This window comes from Rhodococcus sp. WAY2, from assembly GCF_009859915.1.
In the GTDB taxonomy this organism is placed as follows: Bacteria; Actinomycetota; Actinomycetes; order Mycobacteriales; family Mycobacteriaceae; genus Rhodococcus_F; species Rhodococcus_F oxybenzonivorans.
On record NZ_CP046575.1, the window covers coordinates 58,282 to 78,369 of the forward strand.

Sequence of the window (20,088 nt, forward strand, 5' to 3'; positions counted from 1 at the left end):
CCTCACGTCGATGCAGGCGCTCGTGGCCCTTCTGGTTGCGGCGTTGCTGTTCCGCGGATCACTGATGATCGACTTCGTCAACTCGTTTCCCTCGCTCCAGACCGCTGCCACGGTGTGTTCCGGCGTCTTCGTTCAGGCGATGCCGTTCCTGGTCCTCGGGGTGCTGATCAGCGGCGCGATCGCGGCCTTCGTCTCGCCGCGGATGCTGCGCACCCTGCTGCCGCGGCGTGAGTCGGTGGCGGTCGGGGTGGCCGGTCTTGCGGGCGCCGCGCTCCCGGGCTGTGAGTGCGGAGCGGTCCCGGTGGCCCGCCGGCTGATCGATCAGGGTGCGCCGAGCGCCGCGGCGTTGACGTTTTTGCTGTCCGCGCCTGCCATCAACCCGGTGGTCCTTGTTGCCACCGCGGTCGCCTTCCCGGGGGAACCGCGCATGGTGCTGGCCCGACTTGCGGCGACATGGGCAAGCGGGTGGCGCACCTGGTGCGGGGCCGGATGATGGACTACATCGAGTTCGACGACGGCTTCGCCATGGTCAAAACCGTCCCGCCCGCCACAGTCATCGGGAAGCGCCTCGGTGAGACCACCGTCCGCTCCACGTACGGGGTCACCGTCGTCGCGATCAAACGTCCCGGCGAGGGCTTCACCTATGCCACGGCGGACACCGTCATCGAGCCCGGGGACACCATCATCGTCTCCGGTCGGGTGCGCGACACCGAACGATTCAGCGAACTGACCTGATTCGCGTCGCCTCTCGCCCGATCCGCCGGTCTGGTCCGACACGGGGCCGAGGACGTTGCGGCGGCGGCCCCCGAGAGTCCGGTGGTGAATCGCCCGGCAGCTGTCGGCGCGTAGGCTCCGCCCGGAGACCGGCGACGAGAACGGGGTGATCGAGGCGATGCCCGGTAGGTTGCACGCCCGGCTGCGCAGGTCCGACGTGCTCACCGAACGCCCCGATTTCGCGCTGGTCGGGATCCTGCGGGTACCGCAGCTGCACGGCAGTCCCTGGCGGGCCATCACCCGGCGGATCGGGTATGCGCTCGCCGCCCTGGCGGCGGTGGTCCTGGTGGTGTATCTCGATCGCGACGGCTACCGCGACGTCCAGGAGGACCCGCTCTCGCTGCTCGATTGCCTCTACTACGCCACGGTGTCGCTCTCGACCACCGGCTACGGCGACATCACCCCGATCACCGCACAGGCGCGGCTGGTCAACATCCTCGTCGTCACCCCGCTGCGGATCTTCTTCCTCATCGTCCTGGTCGGTACCACCCTCGCCGCGCTGACCGAGACCTCCCGGCAGAGCTTCAAAATTCAACGCTGGCGACGCCGCACCCGCCATCACACCGTCGTCGTCGGCTACGGCACCCAGGGCCGCGCCGCCGTCACCTCGATGCTCGGCGATGGCGTCGCCGTCTCCGACATCGTGGTCGTCGATACCGATCCGGCGGTCCTCGAGACCGCGTCCGGGCAGGGGTTGGTGACGGTGCACGGGTCGGCGACCCAGTCGGACGTGCTGCGGCTGGCCGGTGCCCAGCACGCGTCGTCGATCATCGTCGCTCCCAGCCGCGATGACACCGCGGTGCTGGTCACACTCACCGCGCGCGAGATCGCACCCACCGTGAAGATCGTCGCCTCGATCCGCGAAGCCCAGAACGGGCACCTGTTACGCCGGTCCGGCGCCGACACCGTGGTCGTTTCCTCCGAAACCGCGGGCCGGCTGCTCGGCGCGTCCACCATCACCCCGAACGTGGTGGACATCATCGAGGACCTGCTCACCCCGGAGACCGGCTTCGCGATCGCCGAACGCCCCGTGGAATTCAGCGAGGTCGGCGAGTCACCGCGGCAGCTGCCGGACATCGTCCTCGGGGTGGTGCGCGACGGACAACTGCTGCGCAGCGGCACACCCGAGGTCGACGCAATCGAGGCCGGCGACACCCTGCTCTACATCCGGCAGGTGACGGATTGATCGAACGGAAATAGCTTCTCCGGCATGCCCTGTCAGCCCGGACTGCTTGACCGTCTCGAGGGGTATGCCCCGTAGTCCGCCGTCTGCGGGTGCAGGACATCGGCAGCAACGGAACGCCGGAAGCTGCAAAGTGAGGATGGGGGGCATCGTGGGGCCTCCTCCTCCCGGTGTCGAGCGCGGTTGCTTTCGCCGACACCGGCTATCGCACCCTTGCTGTGAGCCCGGGACCTCGCCCGCGAATGATGAGTTAAGTGCGTTTGGCCCGGCCTGTAGGTCAAGCCGACCACCCGCCGGTCAGGGCCCACATTCCTCGTAGCGGTCGATCTGGACGATGCCTCGCTCGAGATGCGGTAGGCCCGTCTGTCTCATCGATCGCCTGAAAGTCTGCGGGTCGACGGAGACACCGGCCATTCCCCGGCCCGCGCAGGCGATTCGGGAGCATCCGCCGGGTGCGAGGCTGGATCCGGGGCTGCCCAGTGGGCGTCGCCGGGCGGGCAGATATCGGCGGTGCGGTCGGCGACCGTACGGACCACGTCGGCGAGCGTGCCGGTGCGCAGGGCGCGTCGCTGATGGACGGCGCCGTTGCCGTGGGCCAGGACCCACGCCACCGCCGCCCGGGTACCCGCATAGTCGCCGGTGTCCTCGAGGGCGGTGCGGACATGCGCGAGAAGGAGGGCGAGCAGCCGGGGCGCGGGAATCACATTCTGTGCGGCGGTGTCGATTCCGTGTCCGGTCAGACCGTCGCGGGCGGCGCGCCAGCACGCCGCCCGCAGCAGGTCGTCGCCGACGGGCCGGGCGAGATCCCCGCGATCGAGGGCGGACAGTGCGGTGGTGACCAGGGCCCGGACCAGGACGGCGAGCAGCACGGTCTCGTGCACCGTGGCGGGGACGTCGCTGATGCGGATCTCGATGGTGGGCAGATGAGCCGACAACCGTACATCCCAGTAGACCATCGCCGGATCGAGGATGCTGCCGCAGTCCAGCATCGTCGCGACCGCGGCGTCGTAGTGTCGCGCCGACCGGAAATACGGTGGCGGTCCCGCGCTCGGCCACCGCGCCCACAGGATGTGCCGCCAGCTGGCATATCCGGTGTCCACGTTGGCGGCGATCGGCGAGTTCGCGGTCAGCGCCAGCAGTGTGGGCAGCCAGGGGCGCAGGTGATTGCTGACCTGCACCGCCGTGTCTCGGTCGGGAACGCAGACATGGACGTGGCAGCCGCAGATCACCTGCTCGGCGAGTGCACCGAACCCGTCGGCCATCCGCCGGTACCGCGGGGTGTCGGTGATCGCCCGCGGCAACGGCCCGAGAACCGGAACCCCGGCGGCGAGCAATCGGGTCCCGGACCGGGCGGCCGCGGCTACGGCGAGTGATCGAGTCCTGCACAGCGCCCGATCCAGATCCGATATCCGCGCGCAGACCGGGGTGGCGGCTTCGATCTGGCACTGCGAGAGTTCGAGCTGCAGGTCGATGCCGAGCGCCGTGCCGGCCGCCGCCACCGCGGCGTTGGACAGGAGTGGAACGCCGGTGTGGGAGTCGACCAGGATGAACTCCTCCTCGACCCCGATCGTGGGAGGAGCCCCGGACGCGCCGCATGGGGCCGAATCCGCAGGACTCGCCGGAAGAACCGCCGCCCTCAAGGTCTGCGACTCGGCCTGCCGCGGAATTACCTCCATGGACTCAGCGTTGCACGCCCGTGCGGGTGTGACCAGGGCACGGGAACTCGCCCCCCGGGCAGCCGTCGGGACGTGCCGACCGTGATCCCCCAGAGCGGCTGCGAACGTCTTCGGGAGCGCTGACGCCGTGGAGGTCACCGGACACGCCCCAGACAGGGGTTCGGCCGGGAATGCTGACACATTCTCGGCCGGATCTCTGCTTCTCGAGTCTCTTCACCGTTGCCGACGACGATCTCGATCCGCGAACTCCAATGTACGCGCGCACAGCGGCCCATCGCAATGCAGCATTAGCGCGACCCGCGCGGAGCGCTACGCCGATCAACGCGGTCCTGATCGGAAGGGCCCGCGGCCGGCGCTTTGGGTTCTCTCGGTCGTTGCAACACCCGACAGTTCCGGGTTGCGATGGAATTGAAGATACGGAAGCACGTGGTTCCTCACTTGGCGAGGCACTACATCGGGAACGGCGCGCTCATTTTGATCTCGCGAACAAGGGCGTGAGCAGTCAAGAAGCCTGCAGGATCGGTGGCCGGTATTCGGGCGGGTCGGCGGAAGGGCGGATCGAACGAAATCCGCGCCCGCTTCCCGGATCGTTGTTCGCGTTGTAGCGAAGTGGGAGCATGGGTAGATACCCGGCTCGATCGGGGCTGTCGGCTGTGCGCTGAGCGGATGGATTGCGGGGGCACCCACGGGGCTGCGCATGATGACCTAGCGAAACGATTCAGCGACGAGGAGTGAGCGACATGGCCTGGCGAATCTCGGCAAACTACTACGAGGCCTGCAACTGCGACCTGGGGTGCCCGTGCAACATGAGCGGCTTTCCCAGCCACGGAAACTGTGACGGGGTGGTCGGATTCGAGGTCACCGGGGGTGACCGCGACGGCGTCGATCTGGCCGGGGCGAAGGTCGCGAGCGCGGTGAAATGGCCCGGCGCCATCCATGAAGGCAACGGCACGATGGCACTGTTCATCGACGCGAACCCCGAGCAGCGTCAGGCCCTGCTGCCGATCCTCACCGCCGAGGATCCCGGTCTGCCCTGGGAGATCCTCGCCGCGACCGTCAGCGAGATCCATGGTCCGTTTTTCGAGACGATCGAGATCGACGACCGGGACACCGATTCCCGAGTCCAGGTCGGCGACAAATTGGTCGTTCAGATGCAGAGCTTCACCAACCCGGTGACCGGGGAGAAGCACCAACCGCACATGGTGCTCAAGGACGGGTTCATCTTCCAGGACGGTCAGATCGGCACCACCTCGGTGCTGCGGCTCGACGTCGACGGAGTGACATTCGAGCACCCGGGCAACAACGCGTACTACTCGCGCGTCGAGTGGTCCAGCGAGAACCGGATGGCGCCCGCCGGAGCGGCCGGCAAGTTCTGACTCGCAGCAGTGCACCGCGATAACGCGGTGGTGGTGCGGCCCAGCCTCGGCAGGGGTGAGGCGGTGGGGCGTGACGGAGGAGTGCCGATGAGCCAGCCGACGAGGATCGACACTCCCCGGATGGCCTACAGTGCCCTCGAACGCCGGGCGACGCTCGCCATGGTGGGGATTCTGGTCGCCCTTGCCGGGGTGGCGTGGTGGCGCACCATCGGTACTGCGGGCGGCATGGAGTCGATGGTGCAGGGTTTCGCGTGGGTCGGCACGGCCATGCCTTTCGACATGGGGGCCGCCGTCTTGTGGTTCCTCTGGCGGTGCTGCTCGGCTTCCGCCGGATCGCGCACGGCTCGACGTGGGTCGAGGTCGCGGCCGGTGGTGTGCTGGTCATCGCCGGCGGATACCAGTTCACCCGGTGGAAGCAGGCGTGCCTGCGGGCCTGCCGCACCCCGCTGACGTTCCTCGCGACGCACGACTTCGGAACCGGTCTGCCGGGGACCTTCCGTGCGGGTGCCTCACACGGGCTGTACTGCCTGGGCTGCTGCTGGGCGTTGATGGCGGTCCTGCTCGTCGTTGGGTTGATGAACCTGACCTGGATGGCGGCGGTCGCCGTAATCTTCTTGGCCGAGAAGAACTCCCGCCATTCGGTCGCGATCACCCGGGTGGTCGGGACCGCGGTCGTCCTGCTCGGGGTCGCCGTCCTCGTCCACCCGTCGCTGCTGCAGTCGCTGTCACCCATGCCGGATGTGCCCTCGCCGATGTCGGGCATGTGACGACGGAACCGGCACCAGCGCGATCGGGCGCACCGGACGACGACGCCAAATCGACCGCAGACCGACCCCCGACCTCGGGTGCCCCCGTCAGGATCGCGGGACCATCGTCGAGCTGCCGGACCGGCGTCCTCGGTGCGAACGCAGCGTGCGCGCGTCATCACCACGGGTGCATGGACGTCGCTGGTGGGATTCGGACGGTGTCCGAATCCCACCAGAGCGGTTGCGGCAGTTAGTTCAGCGCCGCTTCCGGGGTGCGGTCCGGTTGCGTCGTCGGGGTACGCATCGACACCGCGGTGACGCCCGCACCGGCCAGGGCGATGACGGCGGCGCCGAGGAAGGCGGCGGAGAATCCGTTCGTCAGCTCGGGGAGGTCGCCGACCTGGTTTGCGCCGAACGAGGCGGCGACTGCGGTCATGGCCGCCAGGCCGAGAGCCGAGCCGACCTGGTAGCTGACGTTGACGATGCCCGACGCCAATCCGCCCTCTTCGGGTCGGGCGGCGGAGATCGCCGTGCCCAACGAGGGAATGAAGGCGAGCGACATACCTGCCGCGGCCACGAGGGACGCGGGCAGCACGTCGACCCAGAAATTGCCGGTGGGCCGGACCAGGGCCATCCATCCGAGACCTGCCGCGAGCACGATCAGACCGGTCACGATCATCGGTTTCGCCCCGAACCTCTGCATCGCCCGCGGTGCGATGACGATCATGCCGAGCATGATCAGTGTGGTCATCCTCCTGGAGACTGCTCGAACTCTCTGCGGATAATTCGATACCATAGGGGGGTATAGTAGAGAACGCAAGGGGAAACCCCGGTGACGCCGAAACTGTTTCGGCCGCAAGCCCGGCAGCGCCACGGCAAGACGCCTGGCGGATGGCCGTTCGGGCCCCTTCCGATTTTCATCAGGGGTCCAAGGCACACCATCGGGGGGTATGCAGCAAAGGGAGCGGGTACGGCAACCCCTGGCATTGCATACGGTAGGGGGGTATGGTAAATCTGTAGATGGGTCGCGACGAGCGCGATCGAATCCCAAGCCGACGAAAGAAGGACACCGATGAGCACCACCACCGTCACCGTCACCGGAATGACCTGCGGCCACTGCGTCTCCTCGGTCCGCGAAGAGATCGGCAGCATCCCCGGTGTCACCGCCGTGGACGTCGATCTCGCGAGCGGGCGGGTCGACATCGACTCCGCCGCCCCGATCGAGCAGTCCGCGATCGCCCAGGCCGTCGACGAGGCCGGATACCAGCTCGCCGGCTGACCGGCCTACACAAGACCCGGACAGGAGATTCCCCCCGATGAACGCATCATCGAAGTTCGCCGGATTCACCGTCGGCCTGGCCGCGGTCTTCGCCCTCGCCCTCGGGGCCGGGGCCGCCCTCGGCCCCGAGGACGCCGCACCAGCCGACACCCACGACACCTCGACTCACGACGCCGGACCCGATTCCACCGCGGGCGCACCGGTCGCCGATCAGACACCTAAAGGACTGATGGTCACCGACAGCGGATACACCCTGGCACTGGACACAGCGCAGGTTGCGGCCGGCGCCGACGTGCCGCTGCGGTTCCGCATCCTGGGTGCCGACGGCGTGCCCGTCACACGGTACGTCGACAGTCACGAGAAGCAACTGCACCTGATCGCGGTGCGGCGCGACATGGCCGGATTCCAGCACGTACACCCCACACTCGACGCCGCCGGAACCTGGAGCGTGCCACTCGATCTGACCCGCGCCGGGGCGTACCGAGTGTTCGCCGACTTCACCCCCGACGGCGGTGACGGCCTGACCCTGGGCGCCGATCTGCAGGTCGCCGGCGCCTACGATCCGCTGCCCCTGCCTCCGGTGGCCGCCACGGCCGTGGTCGACGGGTATACCGTCACCCTCGACGGCACCCTCACCCCAGGTCAGGCGTCGAAGGTGACGCTGGCGGTGAGCCGCGGCGGGCAGCCCGTCACGGATCTGCAGCCCTATCTGGGGGCGTACGGGCACCTGGTGGCCCTGCGGGCCGCCGACCTCGGCTACCTGCACGTGCACCCGGACGGCCATCCCGGTGACGGGGTCACCGCACCCGGCCCGGGCATCGACTTCGTTGTCACCACCCCCAGCGCCGGGGACTACCGCCTCTTCCTCGATTTCCAGCACGATGGAGTGGTGCGGACCGCCGAATTCACCCTGACCGCCGGGAACGTCCCCGGCGCCGCGGCGCCCGCCGCCGAGCCGATCCCGGCCGGGCACGGACACTGACCGCGAAAACCGGAGAGGAGGACACGATGAATCCCGTCACGCAACACCCGACCGCGAACGGCCAGGTCGAACTCGAAATTGGTGGCATGACCTGCGCATCCTGCGCGAACCGGATCGAGAAGAAACTCAACAAGATCGACGGCGTCACCGCGACGGTGAACTACGCCACCGAAAAGGCACGCGTCAACTACGTCGGCGATGTGTCCACCGGCGATCTCGTGGCCACCGTCGAGCAGGCCGGGTACACCGCCAAGGTCCCGGCGCCCGCCGCGTCGTCCACCGACACCGACGCGGCGGCGGCCGGGCACTCCGAGAATGACCCCACCGCCTCACTGCGTCAACGCCTGCTCGTGTCGCTGGCGCTCAGTGTCCCGGTGATCGCGATGGCCATGATTCCGGCCCTGCAGTTCCCCAACTGGCAGTGGCTCTCACTCACCCTCGCCGCACCGGTGGTGGTGTGGGGGGCATGGCCGTTCCACAAGGCCGCCTTCACCAACCTGCGGCACGGCACCTCGACCATGGACACCCTCATCTCCATGGGCACCCTCGCCGCCCTCGGCTGGTCGCTGTACGCCCTGTTCTGGGGCACCGCCGGAATGACCGGCATGACCCACCCGTTCGAGCTGACCATCTCCCGCAGCGACGGCGCCGGAAACATCTACCTCGAGGCCGCCGCGGGAGTGACCACCTTCATCCTCGCCGGCCGCTACTTCGAAGCCCGCTCCAAGCGACGCGCCGGGGCCGCCCTGCGGGCCCTGCTCGAACTCGGCGCCAAAGACGTCTCCGTCCTGCGCGACGGTGTCGAACAGCGCATCCCCACCGATCAACTGGCCGTCGGGGACGAGTTCATCGTCCGCCCCGGGGAGAAGATCGCCACCGACGGTGTCGTCACCGAAGGCTCCTCCGCGGTCGATGCGTCGATGCTGACCGGCGAATCCGTGCCCGTCGAGGTCGGACCCGACGACCAGGTCGTCGGCGCCACCGTCAACGTCGGCGGACGGATCGTGGTCCGCGCCACCCGAATCGGCTCGGACACCCAGCTCGCGCAGATGGCGAAACTCGTCGAAGACGCGCAGACCGGCAAGGCGCAGGCCCAACGTCTGGCCGACAAGATCTCCGGCGTCTTCGTCCCGATCGTGATCGCCCTGGCCGTGGCGACACTGGGGTTCTGGATCGGCACCGGCGGCGGCATCGCGGCCGCGTTCACCGCCGCCGTTGCGGTGCTGATCATCGCCTGCCCCTGCGCCCTCGGCCTGGCCACCCCGACCGCGTTGATGGTCGGCACCGGCCGCGGCGCCCAGCTCGGCATCCTGATCAAGGGGCCCGAGGTCCTCGAATCGACCCGCCGCGTCGACACCGTGGTGCTCGACAAGACCGGCACCGTCACCACCGGCAAGATGACCCTGCTCGACGTGGTCACCGCCGACGGGGAAGACACCGGGCAGGTGCTGGCCCTGGCCGGGGCGCTCGAGGACTCCTCCGAGCACCCCATCGCCCAGGCCATCGCCAAGGGCGCCCGGGACAAGGTCGGCACCCTGCCTGCGGTGGCACAGTTCGCCAACATTGAAGGCCTCGGGGTGCAGGGCATGGTCGACGACCACGCCGTGGTCGTCGGACGGGCCCGGTTGCTCGCCGACTGGGCGCAACACCTGCCCGCCGGTCTCGAAGCCGCCATGGCGGCGGCCGAATCCGAGGGCAAGACCGCCGTCGCGGTCGGCTGGGACGGGCGGGCCCGTGCCGTGCTCGTGGTCGCCGATGCGGTCAAGGCCACCTCGGCCGAGGCGATCGGACAGCTGCGCGAGCTGGGCCTGACGCCGATCATGCTCACCGGCGACAACGCGGCCGCCGCCCGGGCGATCGCCGATCAGGTCGGCATCGACGAGGTGATCGCCGAGGTGCTGCCCGCGGACAAGGTGGACGTCGTCAAGCGGCTCCAGGATCAGGGCAAGGTCGTCGCGATGGTCGGCGACGGTGTCAACGACGCCGCCGCCCTGGCTCAAGCCGACCTCGGCCTGGCGATGGGCACCGGCACCGACGTCGCGATCGAAGCGAGTGATCTGACGCTGGTCCGCGGTGACCTGCGCGCCGCCGCGGACGCGATCCGGTTGGCCCGCAAGACGCTGGGCACCATCAAGGGCAACCTGTTCTGGGCCTTCGCCTACAACGTGGCCGCCCTGCCCCTGGCCGCCGCCGGGCTGCTCAACCCGATGCTCGCCGGAGCGGCGATGGCGTTCTCCTCGGTGTTCGTGGTCAGCAACAGCCTGCGATTACGCCGGTTCAAATCCCTCGCCGGATAACCGCGGGCAGGAAAGCACCCGGGATGCGGGGTGGGCAGCGCGTGCCGGCGCCGCCCACCCCCGTCCTTCATCTCGTGCAGTCCCGAAAGGAGAGGACCATGTCCTCGGTGACAACAACGCTGATGCGAATCACCCGACACCCCACGACCCGGGCGGTGGCCCGCTGCGCGGTGATGTGCGCCGCGGCGGCGGCCGGCCGACGACTCGACGGCCCGACCCCGCCGCCCCATACCCCAGGCGGGCATAATCGGGGGTGCTCGGCATGACACTCGGATTCCAGGAGGACACCATGGCCACCCACACCCCCCCGGCCACCCAGGCGCCCACCGACACCGACGGCCACGACCACGCCGGGCACGGCTACATCACCGAAAAGGACGCCTACCTCAAACGCCTCAAGCGCATCGAAGGCCAGGCCCGCGGACTGCAGCGGATGGTCGAGGAAGACAAGTACTGCATCGACATCCTCACCCAGGTCTCCGCGATGACCAAGGCATTGCAGGCCGTCGCCATGGGGCTGCTCGAGGACCACCTCAGTCACTGCGTGGTCGACGCCGCCGTCGCCGGCGGCCCCGAAGCCGACGCGAAGATCAAAGAGGCCACCGACGCGATCGCCCGCCTCGTCCGCTCCTGAGACGAGCCGAGCTCATCCGGTGTAGTCCAGCCGGGACATCATGCCCGGTTTCTGATGATCCGTTGTGGCAGTCGATCATCCAGTGTCCGCGACCAGCCCCAGCTGCGTGAGAGTGTATCGGCCGAACGATGTGTCCGTGCCGGTGCATGGAATACCCATCGTGGCCAAGTTCGTGAATGTCAGGTGGGGCCCGTCGACCTTCACGGATCGTCGGGGCTGTGTGTGATCGTAGGGGCGATCGTTGACGGTCCAGGCGTAGCCCTTTGCTCCGAGATCGGCCGCCAAGATGACCTCCTGTGAAGCCCCGTTCGTGTACCACCCATGACCACGCACGAACCCTCTGCTGGGGATCCCCAGACGTGCATGCTGAGCGTGGATCTTGGGCCATGGGGCGTGGCGGCCGCCTGGTGGGTGGGGCGAAGGTCGCGCACCGTAGCACCGTCGCGAAGCTCTGCGACACGACGAAGGCCCCTCCAAATGGGAGGGGCCGTTCGTGGGTCATGGGCGTGCAAAGCTGGAAACCGCTTGGCGGGGCTGCCTACAGGGGTCCTTACGCCCCGGAGACCTCCCGACCTCCTGCACGACCACTTCCCTCGGCTACTGCCTCGGGCACCACATCATGTCGGTCAGTGTTGTCAGCAAACGACATATGCGCCTGACGTGGCGCCTCAAACAGGTTGTTCACGGGCCGAGACGGCGCGCGCGACGGATGTGGCAGTTCTAGCCGAGTATCGCCTCACATGGGCGGCATAGTCATCATCGGCGGCATTATGCCCATCATGCGCATACACATCATCATCATGTCCATCATGGTCATTCCCATTCTCCTCACCTCCTTCTCGGATCGGGTGGCGGTGTCGTGGCTACATCGGGCGGTGGGTCTCGTCGAGAGATCAGTGCAGGGCCGATGACCGGTCACCGCCTCAACTGTCGTAGTCGAGGCGGGTCATCATCCCTGACTCCTGGTGGTAAGCGTTGTGGCAGTGCAGCATCCAGTCACCGGGATTGTCGGCGACCAGGTCCACCGCGACCGAACGCATCGGCGGCACGATGACGGTGTCCTTGCGCGGGCCTGGGGTGCCGTCGGGTTTGACGACCCGGAAGGTGTGCCCGTGCAGGTGCATCGGATGCCACATCATCGTCATGTTCGTGAAGGTCAGGCGGGCATATTGGCCTTGCCGGATCGTCAATGGCTCGGTCTGGTCGTAGGGGCGGCCGTTGATGGTCCAGTCGTAGCCCATCATGTTCCCGCCGAGATCCGCCGCGAGGTTCACCTCCGGTCGCCCCGGGGGGAGCAGGACGGTGTCGGCGGCGACGAAGGTGTCCACGGTCCCGACCCGGCCGTCGAGTTCGCGGGGCTGGAATGCCGGGTCGGGTGCGGCGCCGGCGCCGGTGTGCAGCAAGGCTAGGGCGTGCGCGTTCTTGCCTTCGGCCGCCGCGACAAGGGGGAAGATCCCGTCCCCGGCGGTGACGATCACGTCGTAGCGTTCACCCATGCCGAGCAGGAGGGCGTCGACGTCGACCGGGGTGATCGGGTAGCCGTCGGTGTGGGTGACGGTCATGGTGTGCCCGGCCAGGGCGATGCGGAAGGCGGTGTCGGCGCCGGCGTTGATGATGCGGACCCGCAGGCGCTGGCCGGGTGTGGCTGTGAACGTCGTCGGTGCGGTCGGGAGTCGCCCGTTGATCAGGTAGTGCGGGTAGACGATGTCGCCGGCGTCGCCGCCCAGGAGGCTGCTGGTGCCCACCCCGTTCGACGTCGCACTCGAGGTGGGGGCGCCGGATCGATCCGAGCCACCGCCCATTCCTCCCATCCCGGGCATGTTCCCCATGCCGCCTGGTCCGCCCATCGATCCCATCCCACCCGATTGCAGGTTCGAGAGGATCTGCCGGGGGCCGGGGCCGATACCGTCGGTCCAGTCGTCGAGGACGACGATCCATTCGGCGTCGTATTTTCCGGGTTCGTTCGGGTCGTCGACGATGACGGGCAGGTATAGCCCGTAGTCGGTGTCGAGGCCGACGTGCGGGTGCGCCCAGTAGGTGCCCGCATGCGGCACCGAGAATCGGTAGGTGAAGCGTTGACCCGGTCCGATGTCGGGGCTTGCGGGGCTGGCCCCGTCCATGTCGTTGCGCAGCGCAATGCCGTGCCAGTGCACGGAGGTCTCGTGGTCGAGGCCGTTGGTGAGGGCGACAGCGACCTCGTCGCCGACGTTGGCCCGAATCGTCTTCCCGGGAACGGTGTTGCCGTAGGCGAGGGTGCGCACTTGTATCCCGCCGAGGTCGATGTCGGTGGTCTGCGGGGTCAGGGCGGCGTCGACGGTGCGGCCGGTGTGGGGGCGGGCTGCCTCGGCGGCCGAGACGGCGTTCGCATCGACCGGATGGGGTCCGGAAAACGGTGATCCGCGGGTACAGGCAGACACTGCGAGGCCGCCCAGTCCTGCGGCGGCGGCGAGGAGGAAGGTGCGCCGACTCAGTCCGGCACCGCACTCAGGCACGTCCGCCCCCAATCCTTACAGGCCCTGCAGCGTGCGCGAGGATGTTACTGGCTGCCCGCCAACCTGCCATCGACACGGCAGATCGCTCACGTGTCACTGCCGGGCGCGCAATTCGTCCCTGCGGCGGCGGTATTCTTCGGCGTCGATCTCACCTCTAGCGAATCGTTCGTCGAGAATTTCCCGGGCCCGAGCGTCGGGGTCGAAGGGCGCGGTGCGGTCCGTTCGCATGCTGCGGAACATTGCCAACACCCCGGCAACAACCAACCCCCAGAACGCGACCATCACCACGGCCATCAGTACCCAGCCGCCCCAGCCCATTTCGTACCCCATTCCGTCGTTCCACCACATCATGGCTGTTCACCTTCCGTTTCTCTCCATCGTGGTGATAGATCGCGGTGAATCGATGAGGGTTCTGTGTAGTTTCGCTGAAGATATGACCAGTTCAGGATGACCTGCACCGATCGGGAAGGACACCGGCGACGATGGAGACCATGAACCACGCGCCACACCTCCCGCCTGACAGCGCCGCCGGATATCGGGCCTTGGTGGTCGACGACGAACGCCCGCTGGCGGCGGTCGTCGCCAGTTATCTCGAACGGGAGCACTTCGAGGTCGCCGTCGCCTACAACGGGGTCGATGCGCTGGCTCTGGCCCGGGAGATCGACCCGGATATCGTGGTCCTCGACCTCGGGCTGCCGGGCATGGACGGAATCGAGGTGTGCCGGGCACTGCGGACGTTCTCCGATCCCTATGTGGTGATGCTGACCGCCCGCAGTGCGGAAGTGGACACCATCATCGGATTGTCCGTTGGCGCCGACGACTACGTCACCAAACCGTTCAGCCCCCGGGAGCTGGTGGCCCGCATCCGCGCCATGTTGCGCCGACCCCGGAAGGCACCGGCGTACGAGACACCGCCACCCGGGCCAGGCGGGGATGAGGCTCCGCCGCGGGTCTTCGGGGCACTGAGAATCGACATCGCGGGCCGGGAGGTTCATCTCGACGGAGACCCGGTGATGTTGACCCGCACCGAGTTCGATGTGCTGGCGGCGCTGTCGTCCCGGCCGGGTATGGCATTTAGCCGACGCCAGTTGATCGAGGCCGTGTGGGAAGAGTCCTGGGTCGGGAACGAGCACCTCGTCGACGTACATGTCGGTCATTTGCGCCGCAAGCTCGGCGACGACCCCGCCGCGCCCCGGTACGTCACCACCGTCCGCGGCATCGGGTACCGGATGGGGACCGGGCAATGACCTCGCATCGGGACCGACCCCGCACCCTCGCCCCAGTTCCGGTGCGCAGCCGCGGCCCCGGCCTCGGCGCGCGGCTGCTGCTGGCGCAATCGCTGGTCCTGGTTGCGGGCGCCGCCACCTGCTGGGTGGTCGCGGTGTTCGCGGGCCCCCCGCTCTTCCGCGAGCACCTGCACCGTGCCGGGGTACCGGCCTCGTCCGACGAGCAATTCCACGCCGAGCAGGCGTACCGCTCCGCCACAGCCATTTCCCTGGCGGTCGCACTCGGGGTGGCCTCCCTGGCCGCGTTGGTGGTGACCTGGTATTTCAGTCGGCGCCTGCAACGGTCCGTGACCGAGGTGTCCTCCGCGGCGACCGCGGTGGCCGACGGGCGCTACGACATCCGGGTCACTCCCCCGCACCTGGGGGACGATTTCGACGCACTCGCCGAGGCGTTCAACCGGATGGCCGCCGGGCTCGAATCGGTCGAGACCACCCGCCGCCAACTGCTCGGTGACCTCGCCCACGAGATCCGCACCCCGGTGTCGGTGCTCGAGGCGTACATGGAGGCCCTCGAGGACGAGGTCGAGACATTGGATGCCGACACGATCACGATGCTGCGCGATCAGACCCGCAGGCTGGTCCGTTTCTCGGACGACGTCAGCGCACTCTCCCATGCGGAAGAGAGCCGGACCTCGATCGAGCCCACCTCGGTGGACCCCGCCGCGCTGATCTCCACCACCCTGACCGCCGCGGCGGACCGCTACGCAGCGAAGCAGGTGGCACTGACCTCTCGAGTTCCTGCGCACCTTCCCCGCCTGTGGGCCGACCCGGAGCGGCTCGGGCAGGTGCTGGGCAACCTGCTCGACAACGCCTTGCGTCACACCCCCGGCGGCGGTCGGGTGGAGGTGACCGCGGAACAGCGACCCGAGCTGCTGGTGATCGAGGTGACCGACACCGGCGACGGAATCGCCGCCGAACACCTCCCGCATCTGTTCGAGCGGTTCTACCGTGTCGATGCGGCACGCGACCGCGAACACGGCGGAGCCGGGATCGGACTGGCGATCGCCAAGGCCCTCGTCGAAGCGCAGCGCGGTCACATCACCGCCCGCAGTGACGGCCCCGGAACCGGCAGTACCTTCACCATCACCTTTCCGCGGCGCCGGGATCAGCGATGAGGAAGTACTCGGTGACGGCGATCGCCCGGCACCGGCTCGCGCACGCCCGCAGCGCTCCGAGCGGACGGAGCGCGGAAACGGTCTACGGTGGTCACGAGCACCGGCTGCGCCAGACTCTCATCGCACTCACCCCGGGCCGGCGATTAGCCGATGTTCCCATTCACGGCGAGGCCACCGTGTACATCATGTGCGGTCGGGTCCGGTTGACCTGCCGTGACAGCCACGACGATGCGGTGGCGGGTGATCTGGTGACGATCCCCGCGGCGCATCCTCCCCGGGTCGAGGCGCTGGTCGAGTCCGTCCTCGTGCTCACCGTCGCGAAACCTTCCTGACGCCCCCGGGGAGGGCACGCCGAGGGGCGAATCAGGTGGGCGGGTCGGACAGCGAGTAGCCGGCCTCGTCGCCGGCATGACGTACCTGCTCGAGCGGCAGTGGCCGGCTGCTGGTGACCCTCACCCGAGAGTCCCCGCCGGGGACCAGGTCGATGTCGACGCTCGTCACTGCATCGAGACGGTCGAGTTCCTCGGTGACCGCCTTCACGCAATGCGCGCAGGTCATGCCGGACACGTGGTAGCCGGTGGTGGTGCTCACTATGTTCTCCTCGGACGAGGTCATCGGCGGGTGTTCGAATCCCCGAAGCCGGGTGTCACAGCGAGGCCAGGATGTTCTGCATCGTGACGATCTCCTGCTGCTGGGTGTCGGCGATGGTGCGTGCCATCGCGACGGCGTCGGGATACTGACCGGAGTCGATCTCGGTCTGCGCCATGGCGATCGCGCCCTGGTGATGGGCGATCATCTGCGTGAGGAAGAGCCGGCTGGCGTCCACGCCCTGAGCGTTCTGCAGTGCGGTCATGTCCTCGGCGGACATCATTCCCATCCCGCTATCGCCTGGCATCTCCATGCCCGGCATCGACATACTCTGACCCGGAGTCATCATCCCGGACGTGGACATCGGCATACTGGACTGTCCCCACTCGGTCAACCAGCCCTGCAGTTCCTCGATCTCCGGGCCTTGGGCTGCCTTGATCTGGTTGGCCAGATCGGTCACCCGAGGGTCGATACCGTCCTTGGCGAGCACGACATCGCTCATCTCGATCGCCTGGGCGTGATGCGGAATCATCTGCTGCGCGAACGTCACGTCCGCCTGGTTGTGGGTATCGGCGGCCGCTGTGGTGGCGGTGACGCTCGCCGAGCTGCTGGTCTGCGTGGCCTGATCGTTGCTGGAGTTGCTACAGGCGGTCAACGCGACCAGGGCAGCAACCGCGGCTGCGCCGGCGGCGAGGGACTTCTTCTTCATGACAGGGGAATTCCTTTCTCACAGTGCACACACGTGCTGATCACGCAAGACGTCGGGCAGTTGTGCAGTGGGGGCCAAGCGTTCACGCCCGCACCCGTCGGAGATCGCGCGAGGCTGTCGAACTCCATGACCTTGGCGGCTTGACTGATTCCAAGCACCTGGGCGCGCGCCCGCTTCCGGCTCGGCGGGCTGTCCGGGCCCCCATTCGGCGCCATGCCCTTCGATGACAGATTTGCAGTCAGGACCGCACGAGACGTGCGATGGCGTCGGATGCCTCTACGATCTTCGCGTCGGCCTAGACGCGATCGCCGGCCGCGGCGGTATTGACCACGCAGTGGCTGATGTGCTGCTCGAGCAGGCCCAGCACCACGGCCTGGCGGGCCTTGGTCATCGCGGAGATCTGGGTGAGGATGTCGATACAATATTTCTCTTCGTCGACCATCCGTTGAAGGCCGCGGGCCTGTCCTTCGATGCGCCGCAGGCGCGGAAGGTAGGCGCCCTTGGACTGGATGTGGCGATGCCTGGCCTCGGGGGGTTCGGTGCTCACTGCCGACTCCTCTCGCCAGGCCGCGTTCTCCACCTCTCAATATACCCACCTCCGGTATAGCCGGTGATTGCGGACGCAGGGGACGATTCAGCGGCCGAGTCGCCGGTGGTGGATCGAGCACGATTCCTGACCAACCCGGTGTGTCGACAGAGGCGGTGACAGTTGGATCCGCACGTCGCGGGCACACAATCCCGATCGGTGTTCGTCGGCACTGCGACACATCCACTCCTCGTCCCTTATCCCACCTCGATCAAACCCGACGGCGCCCTGCGCCCGTCTCTCGTTCAAGACTGTCAGTTCATTGCCGGTTCAAGCCGAGGATTTCTGTGAAGATTTGCTGAAGAAGCTTTACCTCCATGGCGGGTGGTGGCGCGGCGACGCGCAAATACGAGCGGCAGGGCACGGGCCGTCACGTCGTCAGGCGCGAGGATTGGCACCTCAACTCGGACAATTGACCCGAACGATGTTCGGCGACAACCTCATCGGACTGGCAGCAGATCACTGCGACGGGCAGACTCCTGCGGCCGACGTCATGTCGGTGGCCGTTCGGTATCAGAGTTGCCGTGGCACGGAGATTCGGGGCCAGTGAACGCGACCGCGGCAGCATCACCCGGTCATCCCTGCCTCCGACGACCCCGGGTAATCACCAGCAATCACCGGAATCGGCGGTTCAAATCTTCCTCGGTGATCAAACGATAGATGACGTACAGCGAGAACCATGTGATGAGCAAGGCAGCGAAAACCAACAAAACCTCGTAGAAGAGGACCACGATCCCATCCTAGAACGTGGCCGCGGGCGACGAAATCGGCTGCCGTGTGCCTTCCGGATTGAAGTGCAGATGACCAGACCTCCAGGCCGGGGCGGGCCAATCCTGCCCAATTCGATCGAGGAAGCGGTAGCGGTTTCGTCGTCTTCACCAACACTCGATGACCCACACCGGTGAGGTGGTACGCGAACGAATCCGGTTGGGCGGTGAGTTCGGGCGCGCAAGCTCGCCGCGCTGTCCTCGTCGACGCAGTTACAGTGTCACTATGACAGCAGCGGCACGTGCCGTCCCTGCGGCCAGCTCGGCTAACGGCTGCGGCGGAGGGGCCTTACCCCCGGCTTGTGGACACGGGTGGTGGATTACGCGGCGGATGCCAGCGTAGCTGTGTAGAGACTCTCGTAGGTGTTCGGGGACCGGTGTCCGCACCAGGAATGCCTCCTTCTGGTGTTGTAGCGGGTGACCCAGCGGAACACCTGGCGCCGGCATGTGGCCTCGTCGGGCCAGGTGTTCGCGTTCTGGAGGACTTCTCGTTTGAGGGCGGCGTTGAAAGATTCGGCGAGGCTGTTGTCGGCGCTCGTGCCGACCATGCCCATCGACTGGGTGACGCCGAGACGGTCGCAGAGAGCGGCGAATTCCGTTGACGTGTATTGACTTCCGTGGTCGCTGTGAAATACGGCCCCGGCCAGTCCGTTACGATCGTGAGAGGCGGCACGGAGGGCGTCGGCGACGAGGTCGGTGCGCATATGGTCGGCGATCGCCCAGCCGGCGAGTTTGCGGGAGTAGCAGTCGATGACCGTCGCCAGGTACAGGTTGGCTCCTCCTTCGATAGGCAAATACGTAATGTCGCCTACGTACGTGCGGTTCGGTGCGTCGGCGGTGAAGTCGCGTTTGAGCAGGTCGAGTACCTTGTGATCGGCCGGTTCGGGAACTGTGGTGGTGACGCGTCGTCGGCGTCGGTAGCCGACGATGTCGTTCTCTCGCATCACTCGGGCCACTCGCTTGTGGTTGACTTTTTCGTCAGGGGGGACACCGTCGTTGAGTTCGGCAGTGATCCGCGGTGCTCCGTAGGTGTTGTCCTCGGTGTGGATCACCCGGATTCGTTCGGCCAGCTGCGCGTCGTCCTCGGCGCGAGCGGTCCTCGCCGGCTCGGCGGATTTCCAGGCGTAGTAGGACGAGCGCTTGGCCTCGACGAGCTCGCATAACCGCTTCACCTCGTAGGTGTCGGAGTGGTCGGCGACGAAGCGGAAGCGGTTCACCATTTCGTCTCCCCGGCGAAATATTTGGCCGCCTGGCGGAGGATCTCGCGCTCGGTGGTGAGCTTGGTCGTCTCGGCTCGTAGGGCGGCGTTCTCGGCTTCGAGGCGGGCGAGTTTCTGCTCGACGGTCTCCGGTGCGTCACCGGCGCCGGAGCGTGGGCTGTGGGGTCGTGCCGGGGTGGGCACCCGGGTGCCGTCGGCGTGGGTTTTGGTGCCGGTCCCGTATTGGTCGATCCAGCCCGTGAGGGTGCCGCGCACGATCCCGAGATCAGCGGCGATACCTCGTAGCGTCGCGCCCGGCGTGGACTCGTACAACTCGACCGCCTGGCGCCGAAACTCCTCCGAGTAGTTCTTTCGTGACATGACTGAAGATCATCTCGCT

At 67.5% G+C, this 20,088-nt stretch carries 18 protein-coding genes and 3 pseudogenes; 13 read left to right on the plus strand and 8 right to left on the minus strand.

Annotated features, from left to right (window positions below; genetic code table 11):
• Positions 1–10: 10 nt before the first annotated feature.
• The 3 genes and pseudogenes from GFS60_RS37020 to GFS60_RS37030 form a co-directional block, all read left to right on the plus strand.
• Positions 11–478 (plus strand): annotated as a pseudogene (locus GFS60_RS37020) (permease); the annotation flags it as partial.
• A pseudogene (locus GFS60_RS37025) lies at positions 451–735 on the plus strand (TrkA C-terminal domain-containing protein); the annotation flags it as partial. The pseudogenes GFS60_RS37020 and GFS60_RS37025, both read left to right, overlap by 28 nt.
• Positions 736–892: 157 nt before the next feature.
• Positions 893–1,960 carry a potassium channel family protein gene (locus GFS60_RS37030; protein ID WP_159929572.1) on the plus strand — a complete coding sequence of 356 codons (1,068 nt, stop codon included), beginning with the start codon at positions 893–895 and terminating at the stop codon, positions 1,958–1,960.
• 365 nt (positions 1,961–2,325) lie between these two features.
• On the opposite strand, the gene GFS60_RS37035 is transcribed toward GFS60_RS37030, so the two are convergent.
• Positions 2,326–3,633 (minus strand): carboxylate-amine ligase, encoded by a 1,308-nt coding sequence (locus tag GFS60_RS37035; RefSeq protein ID WP_159929574.1) that lies wholly within the window; start codon positions 3,631–3,633, stop codon positions 2,326–2,328.
• Between the two features lie 740 nt (positions 3,634–4,373).
• Here GFS60_RS37035 and GFS60_RS37040 point away from each other — a divergent pair.
• Both GFS60_RS37040 and GFS60_RS37045 read left to right on the plus strand, forming a co-directional pair.
• Positions 4,374–5,009, plus strand: a complete 636-nt coding sequence (locus GFS60_RS37040; RefSeq protein WP_159929576.1) for a DUF1326 domain-containing protein — start codon at positions 4,374–4,376, stop codon at positions 5,007–5,009.
• Between the two features lie 296 nt (positions 5,010–5,305).
• Positions 5,306–5,776 (plus strand): DUF2182 domain-containing protein, encoded by a 471-nt coding sequence (locus GFS60_RS37045; RefSeq protein WP_236603746.1) that lies wholly within the window; start codon positions 5,306–5,308, stop codon positions 5,774–5,776.
• Positions 5,777–6,005: 229 nt separating this feature from the next.
• On the opposite strand, the pseudogene GFS60_RS37050 reads toward GFS60_RS37045, so the two are convergent.
• Positions 6,006–6,506 (minus strand): annotated as a pseudogene (locus tag GFS60_RS37050) (MFS transporter); the annotation flags it as partial.
• Positions 6,507–6,827: 321 nt separating this feature from the next.
• Here GFS60_RS37050 and GFS60_RS37055 point away from each other — a divergent pair.
• The 5 genes from GFS60_RS37055 to GFS60_RS40075 all read left to right on the plus strand — a co-directional run bounded on the left by GFS60_RS37055 (position 6,828) and on the right by GFS60_RS40075 (position 11,858).
• Positions 6,828–7,034 (plus strand): heavy-metal-associated domain-containing protein, encoded by a 207-nt coding sequence (locus tag GFS60_RS37055; RefSeq protein ID WP_133987567.1) that lies wholly within the window; start codon positions 6,828–6,830, stop codon positions 7,032–7,034.
• 37 nt (positions 7,035–7,071) lie between these two features.
• Positions 7,072–8,016 carry a hypothetical protein gene (locus tag GFS60_RS37060; protein WP_159929580.1) on the plus strand — a complete coding sequence of 315 codons (945 nt, stop codon included), beginning with the start codon at positions 7,072–7,074 and terminating at the stop codon, positions 8,014–8,016.
• A 26-nt stretch (positions 8,017–8,042) separates the two neighbouring features.
• Positions 8,043–10,313 carry a heavy metal translocating P-type ATPase gene (locus tag GFS60_RS37065; RefSeq protein ID WP_159929582.1) on the plus strand — a complete coding sequence of 757 codons (2,271 nt, stop codon included), beginning with the start codon at positions 8,043–8,045 and terminating at the stop codon, positions 10,311–10,313.
• A 289-nt stretch (positions 10,314–10,602) separates the two neighbouring features.
• Positions 10,603–10,947 carry a metal-sensitive transcriptional regulator gene (locus GFS60_RS37070; protein ID WP_128644132.1) on the plus strand — a complete coding sequence of 115 codons (345 nt, stop codon included), beginning with the start codon at positions 10,603–10,605 and terminating at the stop codon, positions 10,945–10,947.
• A 779-nt stretch (positions 10,948–11,726) separates the two neighbouring features.
• Positions 11,727–11,858 (plus strand): hypothetical protein, encoded by a 132-nt coding sequence (locus tag GFS60_RS40075; protein WP_257016351.1) that lies wholly within the window; start codon positions 11,727–11,729, stop codon positions 11,856–11,858.
• 12 nt (positions 11,859–11,870) lie between these two features.
• Here GFS60_RS40075 and GFS60_RS37075 read toward each other — a convergent pair whose 3' ends face one another.
• On the minus strand, positions 11,871–13,439 hold the full coding sequence (locus GFS60_RS37075; RefSeq protein WP_159929584.1) for a multicopper oxidase family protein: 1,569 nt from the start codon (positions 13,437–13,439) through the stop codon (positions 11,871–11,873).
• Between the two features lie 93 nt (positions 13,440–13,532).
• Positions 13,533–13,790, minus strand: coding sequence for an SHOCT domain-containing protein (locus GFS60_RS37080; RefSeq protein ID WP_159929586.1), 258 nt, complete (start codon positions 13,788–13,790; stop codon positions 13,533–13,535).
• A 131-nt stretch (positions 13,791–13,921) separates the two neighbouring features.
• On the opposite strand from GFS60_RS37080, the gene GFS60_RS37085 reads away from it, so the two are divergent.
• From GFS60_RS37085 to GFS60_RS37095, 3 genes are read left to right on the plus strand one after another with little or no spacing between them, the layout of a single operon-like run.
• Positions 13,922–14,686, plus strand: coding sequence for a response regulator transcription factor (locus tag GFS60_RS37085; protein ID WP_159929588.1), 765 nt, complete (start codon positions 13,922–13,924; stop codon positions 14,684–14,686).
• On the plus strand, positions 14,683–15,840 hold the full coding sequence (locus GFS60_RS37090) for a sensor histidine kinase (RefSeq protein ID WP_159929590.1): 1,158 nt from the start codon (positions 14,683–14,685) through the stop codon (positions 15,838–15,840). Before GFS60_RS37085 ends, GFS60_RS37090 begins: the two co-directional genes overlap by 4 nt.
• Positions 15,837–16,172: a LuxR family transcriptional regulator gene (locus GFS60_RS37095; protein ID WP_159929592.1), complete on the plus strand. Its 336-nt coding sequence runs from the start codon at positions 15,837–15,839 to the stop codon at positions 16,170–16,172. The genes GFS60_RS37090 and GFS60_RS37095 overlap by 4 nt, the downstream gene beginning before the upstream one ends.
• Positions 16,173–16,203: 31 nt before the next feature.
• Here the strand turns inward: GFS60_RS37095 and GFS60_RS37100 are convergent, their stop codons facing one another.
• From GFS60_RS37100 to GFS60_RS37115, 4 genes are all read right to left on the minus strand, one after another.
• Positions 16,204–16,431, minus strand: coding sequence for a heavy-metal-associated domain-containing protein (locus tag GFS60_RS37100; protein ID WP_442972241.1), 228 nt, complete (start codon positions 16,429–16,431; stop codon positions 16,204–16,206).
• 55 nt (positions 16,432–16,486) lie between these two features.
• On the minus strand, positions 16,487–17,137 hold the full coding sequence (locus GFS60_RS37105; protein ID WP_159929596.1) for a DUF305 domain-containing protein: 651 nt from the start codon (positions 17,135–17,137) through the stop codon (positions 16,487–16,489).
• Between the two features lie 295 nt (positions 17,138–17,432).
• A complete protein-coding gene (locus GFS60_RS37110) occupies positions 17,433–17,684 on the minus strand; it encodes a metal-sensitive transcriptional regulator (protein WP_328799869.1) in 252 nt (83 codons plus the stop codon).
• Between the two features lie 1,126 nt (positions 17,685–18,810).
• A protein-coding gene (locus GFS60_RS37115; RefSeq protein ID WP_159929600.1) for an IS3 family transposase occupies positions 18,811–20,069 on the minus strand; the annotation gives its coding sequence in 2 pieces (ribosomal slippage) (positions 18,811–19,724 and positions 19,724–20,069; 1,260 coding nt in all).
• Positions 20,070–20,088: the final 19 nt, after the last annotated feature.

Excerpts from the sequence above, each read along its gene's own strand:
- GFS60_RS37040 (WP_159929576.1), top strand. The coding sequence starts at position 4,374 with ATGGCCTGGCGAATCTCGGCAAACTACTACGAGGCCTGCAACTGCGAC.
- GFS60_RS37105 (WP_159929596.1), bottom strand. The coding sequence starts at position 17,137 with ATGAAGAAGAAGTCCCTCGCCGCCGGCGCAGCCGCGGTTGCTGCCCTG.
- GFS60_RS37055 (WP_133987567.1), top strand. The coding sequence starts at position 6,828 with ATGAGCACCACCACCGTCACCGTCACCGGAATGACCTGCGGCCACTGC.
- GFS60_RS37060 (WP_159929580.1), top strand. The coding sequence starts at position 7,072 with ATGAACGCATCATCGAAGTTCGCCGGATTCACCGTCGGCCTGGCCGCG.
- GFS60_RS37085 (WP_159929588.1), top strand. The coding sequence starts at position 13,922 with ATGGAGACCATGAACCACGCGCCACACCTCCCGCCTGACAGCGCCGCC.
- GFS60_RS37095 (WP_159929592.1), top strand. The coding sequence starts at position 15,837 with ATGAGGAAGTACTCGGTGACGGCGATCGCCCGGCACCGGCTCGCGCAC.
- GFS60_RS40075 (WP_257016351.1), top strand. The coding sequence starts at position 11,727 with ATGCGCATACACATCATCATCATGTCCATCATGGTCATTCCCATTCTC.
- GFS60_RS37080 (WP_159929586.1), bottom strand. The coding sequence starts at position 13,790 with ATGATGTGGTGGAACGACGGAATGGGGTACGAAATGGGCTGGGGCGGC.
- GFS60_RS37035 (WP_159929574.1), bottom strand. The coding sequence starts at position 3,633 with ATGGAGGTAATTCCGCGGCAGGCCGAGTCGCAGACCTTGAGGGCGGCG.
- GFS60_RS37070 (WP_128644132.1), top strand. The coding sequence starts at position 10,603 with ATGGCCACCCACACCCCCCCGGCCACCCAGGCGCCCACCGACACCGAC.
- GFS60_RS37030 (WP_159929572.1), top strand. The coding sequence starts at position 893 with ATGCCCGGTAGGTTGCACGCCCGGCTGCGCAGGTCCGACGTGCTCACC.
- GFS60_RS37090 (WP_159929590.1), top strand. The coding sequence starts at position 14,683 with ATGACCTCGCATCGGGACCGACCCCGCACCCTCGCCCCAGTTCCGGTG.
- GFS60_RS37065 (WP_159929582.1), top strand. The coding sequence starts at position 8,043 with ATGAATCCCGTCACGCAACACCCGACCGCGAACGGCCAGGTCGAACTC.